This is a genomic window from Micromonospora sp. NPDC048040 (assembly GCF_055587185.1).
In genome coordinates this window covers 51,591-59,389 of the sequence record NZ_JBVJGT010000043.1, presented here as the reverse complement: position 1 = coordinate 59,389, position 7,799 = coordinate 51,591, and the positions used below count along the sequence as shown (strand labels likewise).

General features: G+C 69.1%; 7 protein-coding genes. 6 read left to right on the top strand and 1 reads right to left on the bottom strand.

From position 1 onward, the window contains the following. The first annotated feature begins 98 nt into the window (after positions 1-98). From ACZ6O2_RS28160 to ACZ6O2_RS28150, 3 genes are all read left to right on the top strand, one after another. Positions 99-626 carry a tyrosine-type recombinase/integrase gene (locus ACZ6O2_RS28160; RefSeq protein ID WP_466024947.1) on the top strand — a complete coding sequence of 176 codons (528 nt, stop codon included), beginning with the start codon at positions 99-101 and terminating at the stop codon, positions 624-626. 328 nt (positions 627-954) lie between these two features. Continuing rightward, positions 955-1,212 (top strand): hypothetical protein, encoded by a 258-nt coding sequence (locus tag ACZ6O2_RS28155; protein ID WP_466024946.1) that lies wholly within the window; start codon positions 955-957, stop codon positions 1,210-1,212. A 406-nt stretch (positions 1,213-1,618) separates the two neighbouring features. After that, complete coding sequence (locus ACZ6O2_RS28150) at positions 1,619-2,128, top strand: hypothetical protein (protein WP_466024945.1); 510 nt, start codon at positions 1,619-1,621, stop codon at positions 2,126-2,128. 122 nt (positions 2,129-2,250) lie between these two features. Here the strand turns inward: ACZ6O2_RS28150 and ACZ6O2_RS28145 are convergent, their stop codons facing one another. Then, positions 2,251-2,559 carry a hypothetical protein gene (locus tag ACZ6O2_RS28145; protein ID WP_466024944.1) on the bottom strand — a complete coding sequence of 103 codons (309 nt, stop codon included), beginning with the start codon at positions 2,557-2,559 and terminating at the stop codon, positions 2,251-2,253. Positions 2,560-3,138: 579 nt separating this feature from the next. Between ACZ6O2_RS28145 and ACZ6O2_RS28140 the strand changes: the two genes are divergently transcribed. From ACZ6O2_RS28140 to ACZ6O2_RS28130, 3 genes are all read left to right on the top strand, one after another. Next, on the top strand, positions 3,139-4,359 hold the full coding sequence (locus ACZ6O2_RS28140; protein WP_466024943.1) for a low temperature requirement protein A: 1,221 nt from the start codon (positions 3,139-3,141) through the stop codon (positions 4,357-4,359). A gap of 625 nt (positions 4,360-4,984) precedes the next feature. Continuing rightward, complete coding sequence (locus ACZ6O2_RS28135) at positions 4,985-5,125, top strand: hypothetical protein (RefSeq protein WP_350711563.1); 141 nt, start codon at positions 4,985-4,987, stop codon at positions 5,123-5,125. A gap of 51 nt (positions 5,126-5,176) precedes the next feature. Beyond that, positions 5,177-7,705, top strand: a complete 2,529-nt coding sequence (locus ACZ6O2_RS28130; protein ID WP_350711561.1) for a putative bifunctional diguanylate cyclase/phosphodiesterase — start codon at positions 5,177-5,179, stop codon at positions 7,703-7,705. Positions 7,706-7,799 lie beyond the last annotated feature (94 nt).

Genomic DNA, 7,799 nt, shown 5'->3' with positions numbered 1-7,799 from the left:
CTACGAGAACGGCACCAGCATCCGGTTGCTACCCGCCCTCAAGGTAGCCTGAAGATCAACACATCGACCCTGTCCGTCGAATCGGGTCAAGCCCAACGGTGCCAGCGGTCGGCGCGTGTCGACACGAGAAGATCGAATACGGCTGGGGTCGAATCACCCTGGCCGGCACTGCTCCCCGCGCTGGCTCGGCCTGGACCGACGATGGGCAAACACACGAGCGGCGCGGCCTCAAGCACCGGGCACGCAAGGACACCCGCCCTGTACCGATCCCGCCGCAGCTCGTCGCCCTGCTGCACCGGCACATCACCGACCACGGAACCGCACCAGACGGCCGGCTGTTCTGGGGCCTGCATGGCGGTCCGCTGTCCGAGTCGGTCTATGACCGCTGGTGGAAGCTCGCCCGCGAGAACGCGCTCACCCCGGCCCAGGTCGCCTCACCGCTCGCCCGCCGGCCCTACGACCTGCGCCACGCTGCCGCCTCGCTCTGGCTCAACGCAGGCGTCCCGGCGACCGAGGTAGCCCGCCGCCTCGGGCACAGCGTCGCCGTCCTGCTGCGGGTGTACGCGAACTGCATCGATGGGGGAGAGGACGGGGTGAACGACCGGATCGGGAAAGCCCTGCGGTGACAGATCCCAGCGTCTTGAATAGCGGTGTGCAGGTCAGCAAGGAGGGGCGGAGTTGGCGGATCGGCGCCGCCAGCGATGTGGAGTGGATCGCTGGTCACACCACTGCCGGTATCTCGATCACCACCGCGATCCCGCCGATCTTCGACGCCTACGCCACCACGTACCAGGCCGACGACGTCACCGCCGCCGCCTACGAGCACGCCCTGGTCGAAGACCTCATCACGCACACCCCGACCAGCCCTGGTGGCTGGCTTACCTCGACACCGGCGCCCACGACATCGTCTTTCCCCACGCTCCAAAGGTTTCGCTCTACTGGAACTGGCCGTACGTGCTGGTCGAGGCCGGACCCGAGCAAGCCCTCACCTGGCGGACCGGTGGTCACATACGCCACCACCGCGGATCGCTACCCGACCTGTTCTTCCCCGCCGATCGATCATGGCTGGTCTCCGCACTCTGGGACGACACCTGGACCTGCGTCGGCGGCCCGGAACCGCTGATCAACGCCCTCCAACGCGACCCCCTGGCCAACGCCCGCCGGGTCCGACCCGACGAAGACGCGCTGCCATCCGGACTGACCCGCGAGTGACACCCAACGCCTGACCCGGTACCCCAGATGGAAAGCGCTGAGTGTTCCCGCTGCGGGAACATCACGGGAACACGACCGGATCGGCGCTCAAGATCGCAGGAAAGCCGCTGGTCACGGGCGGTGCAGCACTCAAGATCCCGCGCTCTCTGTAAATCCGTCGCGAAAGCTACGGAGGTTCGAATCTCTACCCGCCATCAGGTGCAGAAAGAGGCCCTTGACCAGTGTGAACGCCGGTCGAGGGCCTCTTTCGTGAGTCTCGCTGAGTCCTGCTCTAGCCCGCTCGATCTCGCTGGCTGTGTCACCTACGTGGCACCGGGATCAACGCCCTCGGCCTCGTGAACCGGGTGTGTCTGCTCCGGTTCGGCCCGGCCCTAGGCTTCGTCTCGCGGATCTTGCGAGCGGCAGCATGATCCGTACCACCGGCTACGTCAGGACCATCGACATGATTAGCGACATCATCCGGGCGCAGATTGTTAGGAACATCGATGCCGAGTGTGACGACACCATCGAGGAACTGCGGGAGATTTTCAGCTACCCGTATCACGCCGATACCGGCGCGCTGATCTTCAGGCTGGAGGTCGACCGTGGAGCCTTCGGCATCAATCTCGTTGCCGCCGACCGCGACGGCGGCTATATCCGTGTCAACAGCCTCGGTGAATCGCTCTATGCAACCAGGTTCAACCGCTTCGGGTTCGGCTGGTCCGCCTTCGCGAACTGCGGCATCAAGGTCGACGAGATCGGACGGCTGCAGCAGGCCGGCCGGTTCGCCACACGGCACCTGTACGAGTGGTTCACCGACCGCATCGCCGAGGCAGGGGGCCTGGACTTCCCCATCGCCTGCGTCCTAATCAAGCACGAGGCGTCACGCGGGTGGCACCTCCAGCAGCGGACGTGGACCACGCGCTACAGCGCATGAGCGCGTTGCGATGCCTCCAACCAGGGGTTGGGCTGGCGCGGCAGTCGGAAGCCCTGAGGCGCTCCCGCGCGGAAGATCAAAGATCTTGGACCCGCATCAGCCGGCGGTTGCGGTCAGCTTGTCTACTTCACCGTACGCATCGGCTGGCCGGTCAAGATGCTGTAGCCGACAGTGATCAAGATCATGGCGCCGCCAACTGCGAAAACGACGCCGATCACCCGTTCCAACAGGATGAAGCGCCCCAGGCGCTCCTCGTAGGGGACGTCTGGTAGCCAGCGCCATGGCGGAACTCGCCGCAGCACCCCCGCAGTGGACATCGACCGCCGCACGTGCCACTCCGTCACGCCGCGAAAGTTGGTGGCCAGGGCGACGCCTATGAGGCTCACAGCCGGGCCGACGATGACAGCCGCCAGGACACGCCATGTCTCCATCTGACCCCCTCCGGTGTGGTTACCAGATCCTAATTGGCGGCCCCTGTGTCGCCGTACCCCTGTTTGTCGACGTTCATGCTGGTCGGAGGCCTTGGGCGCATCATGGTCGGCGTCGCGGACCCCGGGTCGTCGCGCCCCTGCATCGAATTGCTGAGGCCCTTGGACTACTGCTCCTGGCCCTACCGTGCTGAGGTCATGCACTGGTTCTGCGAGCCAATGCCCCGGCCATCGGACCCATCACCTGCACCTGGTCCCGATCGGCCGGCAAGACTGACCTGATCGGGAGGCAGGCCGAGGCGGCTCGGGCCGGGGCCGCAGCCAGAGACGCGACGAACGGCAAACCCGACAGCACGACGTAACCGCCCGGCCCCTGTCCCACTTTGTAGATCACCACGTCGTCCGGACCGAGCGTCACGCACCAGGTGGGACCGGACCTGGCGTCTGGGGGCGAGCCCAAGATTTCGTACGACATCCTGGCCGGGTCAGGAGCCGTTGCCGGTCACCGGTGTGCGGCTTCCCTCCGGGTGTACGACGTCCAACCCCCGGTGAGCCGGGCGGGTGGCGGTGAGTATGAGCGGTATGGGACATCCGGAAGGCGGTGGACAGGGTCAGGACCTGTTGCAACGTCGCGAGAACGTGCGGCAGGCCAACTTCCTGGAACTGTTCGTCGACCTGGTGTTGGTGTTCGCCCTGGCCGGGGTGGTCAGCCGCGTCACCCGGGACATCGTCAGCGAAGACGCTGTCGTCCGGTGGCGGTCGATGGCCTTCCTGCTGGTGCTGTCGCTGCCGCTGATCTGGTTGTGGATCACGACCGCGCACATCACCAGCTGGTTCGACCCCCGCCGCCGCAAGATCCAGTGGATTGTGCTGGCCAGTGCCTTCGGTCTGCTGGTCATGTCGACCTCGTTGCCGTACGCGTTCGTGGGCCGCGGGTGGGCGTTCGCGCTGCCGTACGTGATCCTGCAGTGCGGCCGGCCGCTCATCCTGATGCCCGCGCTGCGCGGGCACCCCCTTCGGCAGCTCTACCTCCGGTCAGTGCTGTGGTACGCGGCCACGGCGGTGATCTGGCTCGCCGGCGCGGTCGTCACCGGCGGCACCCGGGCCGCCCTGTGGGGGGTCGCCGTGACCATTGACATCGTCGCCGGGCAGCTGCGCTGGCCGGTGCCGGGGATGGCCCGGCCGGCGCAGATCAGTGCGTGGGCCATGGACAGCCGCCACCACCTGCCCGAGCGCTACCAGCAGTTCCTGATGATCGCCCTCGGGGAAACCGTGCTCGCCGTCGGCCTCACGCTGACCTACCAGCCGGTCACCGCAGCGACCGCCGCGGGGCTCGTGGTGGCGTTCCTGTCGACGGTGCTGTTGTGGCGCATCTACTTCTACCGCTCCGGCCAGGTCCTCGCCGAAGCCGTCGCCGCGGCGGGGGACCGGTACGCCGCCGGCCGCGCCACCGGCACTGCCCACGTCGTCATGGTGACGGGCATCGTCGCCGCCGCCGTCGGCTTCGAGATCGTGCTGAAACACCCGGGCGGCCGGCCCGAGCCGGTGTGGCTCGTCGCGATCCTCGGCGGTCCAGCGCTGTTCCTCTACGGCCGCATCCGTCTGGAACGCATCGTGTTCGACCGACTTTCCCTCCGCCGCGTCGTCGCCATCGTCGCCCTGGCTGTTGCCGCCGTTCCCCTGTATTTCGCCCCACCGCTGGCCGCTGCGGTCGTGGCCGCGCTCGTGCTGCTCGCCGTCGCCCTCACCGATGCCCGCCACGCCGCCGGCCGTCCCCCCGAGGCGCCCTCCCCGGCGCACTAGGTCGACCTACGTCATACGGCGGCCTCGCTCTGGCCGGATGCCGGCGTCCCGCCGACGGAGGTTGCCCGGCGTCCGGGCCACGGCGTCGCCGTGCTGCTTCGGGTCTACGTCAACCGCATCGACGGGGAGCCGACGCACATCCGGACGGCCGGCGAGGCCCGTGCGGCGCCGGACGGGAGGCGTCCGCTCCCGCAGCCCCGATCGTGACCGGATTATCCGGATCCGCCGCTCCGGCCGCATTGCCCTCCACCGATCGGACGCATGGTGTCTCGACACTGGTGCGATGGCGCAGACCGGGTATGGTGGTCGATGCCCGGGCGCGTGTCCGGATGGGTGGTGCGGCTTCCCGGGCGACTGATGGGTGGTAGCCGTACGATCGGCCGACCCCTGCCAGCCCGGTCGCCGAGCGGTATGCGTCGAAGGTCGTATTCGGCACTGTACGAAGTGGGTGGTGGCCGTCGCAGGCTCGTGATCTGGTCTGCTGCGACGAGGGTGGTGGTCCGAACGGCGGAACGTCACCGACGCTCGGGCCGCCAGCAGGCGCACGGCTTTTCTGGGTACCTGCCTTGTGGCACGATCGTGGAACCTCCACCATCCCCGTGACACTTCCCTGACAGGAGCAAACATGTCTGGTCGAAGGCTGGGCCGGCTGCTTGGCTCGTTTTTCGTACTCGCCGCCGTGGCTGGTGGCGTCTTCGTCGGTGACGCCTCGAACGTCGGCGACGCCCAGTTGTTGGATTTCGTCTGGAACATGCCCAAGCTCTGACGAAACACGACGTCGATGATGTGAGCCGGCGCGGCCGGTGAGGGGAGCGGCATGGCGGGTCGAGGCCGCACCGGTCCCCGCTCGACGGAGTACGCCTGGCTGATCACCGGGCCGCTGGCGATGCTCGCCGTCGTCTGCGCCACGGTCGTCGGCCTGGTCGCCCCGGAGCCGTTCGGCGAATGGCCACTGGCAGTGCTGCTGCTGGTGGCCATGGTGGCTGCCGGCATGCCGGTGCTGAACTTCACGGTCCGGCGGCAGTCCATCGGGATGACGCTCAACGAGATCCCGCTCGTCCTGGCGTTCTTCCTCGTCCGGCCGCTCACGGTCGTCGCCATCTACACACTCTCGGCGATCATCACCCACCTGCGGCACCCCTCCACCGCCACGAAGTTCTGGTTCAACGTGGCCCGGGCCGCCGCCGGCTCCTCGCTGGCGGTCCTGGTGCTCCAGGCGTTCCCACCGGTGCAGGGCGTGGGTCCGGCCACCTGGCTGACCCTGTTCGTCGCGGCGAGCATGGTGAACCTGGTGAGCCTCACCGCGATCGCCGGGGTGCACACGCTGCTCCAGGGCTGGCAGGCCGGGCGCGAGGTCTTCCGGAAGTCCCCGCCGGGACTGCTGGCCGCGGCGATCAACATCGCCTGCGGGATGATCGTCCTGATCCTCATCGCCGCCACCTGGTGGTCGTTGCTGCTGCTGGCGGTCCTGGTCGCCGCGCTGGCGCTCGTCTACCGGGCGTACGCCCAGTTCTTCCGGCAGCACCGCACGCTCGCCGACATGTACGAACTGAGCCGCGCGGTGAGCGAGAGCGGTCAGTACGGGACCCTGCCCGACGCCCTCCTCGGGCGGGTGCGGGCCCTGATGCAGGCCGAGTACGCCACCCTCTGGTTGCCCGCCCAGGGGCGGCACCCGGAGGTGCTGCTCACGGCGCGCAACGACGACCCGGGCCTGCTCGACTTCGCCAAGACGCCGGCCGCGCTGCGCGAACGCGCTCGCGACGAGGGCCGTACGGTGGCCGTCGGGCGGGGCCTGATGACCGACGCAGACCTGCGCGCGGCGCTGTCGGCGGAGCGCGTCAAGGACGTGATCGTCATCCCGTTGCGGTCCGGCCAGGCGGTCATCGGGACGCTGGAGGTCGCCAACCGCCTCGGTGACAGTAATCACTTCGTCCGCACCGACGTGCCCCTGTTCGAGACGGTGGCGGCGCACGCGGCGGTGGCGTTGGAGAATTCCCGGCTGGTCGACCGGCTACGGCACGACGCGTACCACGACGCGTTGACCAAGCTGCCCAACCGGCGGCGGATCACCGGCGCCCTGGACGAGGCGGTCAAGATCCGGGCACCCGGCGAGGTGGTGGCGCTGCTGCTGTTCGACGTTGACCGGCTGAGACAGGTCAACGAGTCCCTGGGGCACGCGGCCGGCGACAAGGTCCTCGCCGAGGTCGCCGACCGGCTGCGCGCCTGCGCCCCGTCGTCGGCCCTGGTCGGCCGGGCCGGCGGGGACGAGTTCCTGGTCACGCTGCGGCTGGAGAGCGCCGAGGCGGCGGTGGAGCTGGCCGCGCAGTTGCGCGAGCAGATCCGCGACGAGATGGTCTTCGACGCGCTCACCCTGGACGTGGACACGGCGGTCGGCGTCGCCGTACACCCGGATCACGGCAGCGACGCCGCCTCCCTGCTGCAACGGGTGGACCTGGCGGCGACGGCGGCCAAGTCCGTGCCGGGCAGCGTGCAGCTGTTCAGTCCGGCGCTGGAGTCCCGGTCGCTGCGGCGGCTGGGGCTCGCCGGCGACCTGCGGCGGGCGCTGGACGACGGCGAGCTGAAGGTCTACTTCCAGCCGAAGGTGACGCTGCGGGACCGCCGGCTGGTCGGCGTGGAGTGCCTGGCGCGGTGGGAGCACCCGGCCCACGGGTCGGTCGCCCCGGAGGACTTCGTCGCGGTGGCCGAGCACACCGGCCAGCTCGGCCGGTTCACCGAGTTCGTGCTCCGCGAGGGGCTGCGGCGCAGCCGGGACTGGTCGCACGCCGGCCAGCCGCTCTCCGTCGCGGTCAACCTCTCCGCCCGTACGCTCACCGACCAGCACTTCCCGGCCCGCGTGCAGGAGTTGCTCGACGAGTACGACGTACCGCCGCAACGGCTCACGCTGGAGATCAAGGAGGCCGGGGTGCTGGACGGCACCGACCGGCCCATCCCGACCCTGCGGCGGCTGCGGGACCTCGGCGTACGGCTGTCGGTGGACGACTTCGGCACGGGGGATTCGTCCCTGGCGCACCTGCGCCGGCTGCCCGTGCACGAGGTGAAGGTCGACCGCTCCTTCGTGCAGGGCATGGCGACGGATCCGGGCGACCTGGCGATCGTGAACGCCGTGGTCACCCTCTCCCAGCAGTTCGGCCTGGCCGTGGTCGCCGAGGGGGTGGAGAGCGAGCTGACCCTGGAGCTGCTCCAGGACATCGGCTGCGAGATCGGCCAGGGCTTCCTGTTCAGCCGGCCGCTGCCGTACGAGCGGCTGGAGGCCTGGTTCGGCGCCCAGGTGGATCCGGAGACGATCTCCGCCGGGGAGCTGCCCCGGCTGCGCGTCGTGCCCTGAGCTGTGGAAACGCGGCTCTGGGGGATCCGATTTCATCTCCGCCGCACGGCCGTGTAATGTATCCCCTGCGCGTCACCCCCGGGGAGATCGCGCA

Coding starts and splice junctions, on each gene's coding strand:
- ACZ6O2_RS28135 (WP_350711563.1), top strand. CDS start 4,985: ATGTCTGGTCGAAGGCTGGGCCGGCTGCTTGGCTCGTTTTTCGTACTC.
- ACZ6O2_RS28140 (WP_466024943.1), top strand. CDS start 3,139: ATGGGACATCCGGAAGGCGGTGGACAGGGTCAGGACCTGTTGCAACGT.
- ACZ6O2_RS28150 (WP_466024945.1), top strand. CDS start 1,619: ATGATCCGTACCACCGGCTACGTCAGGACCATCGACATGATTAGCGAC.
- ACZ6O2_RS28145 (WP_466024944.1), bottom strand. CDS start 2,559: ATGGAGACATGGCGTGTCCTGGCGGCTGTCATCGTCGGCCCGGCTGTG.
- ACZ6O2_RS28130 (WP_350711561.1), top strand. CDS start 5,177: ATGGCGGGTCGAGGCCGCACCGGTCCCCGCTCGACGGAGTACGCCTGG.